The organism is Staphylococcus sp. 231237_7MaSpsaltlick, assembly GCF_043107035.1.
Window position 1 is genome coordinate 1 of the sequence record NZ_JBICNX010000467.1, and the last position, 284, is coordinate 284.

Annotated in this window: 1 rRNA gene; it reads right to left on the minus strand. The window is 48.9% G+C overall.

Annotated elements, in window-relative coordinates:
* Positions 1-284, minus strand: a 16S ribosomal RNA gene (locus ACF91D_RS32375); the annotation flags it as partial.

The window sequence follows — 284 nt, forward strand, 5'->3', positions numbered from 1 at the left end:
GCCTTGGTAAGCCGTTACCTTACCAACTAGCTAATACGGCGCGGGTCCATCTATAAGTGATAGCAAAACCATCTTTCACTTTAGAACCATGCGGTTCCAAATGTTATCCGGTATTAGCTCCGGTTTCCCGAAGTTATCCCAGTCTTATAGGTAGGTTACCCACGTGTTACTCACCCGTCCGCCGCTAACGTCAAAGGAGCAAGCTCCTTATCTGTTCGCTCGACTTGCATGTATTAGGCACGCCGCCAGCGTTCATCCTGAGCCAGGATCAAACTCTCCATAAA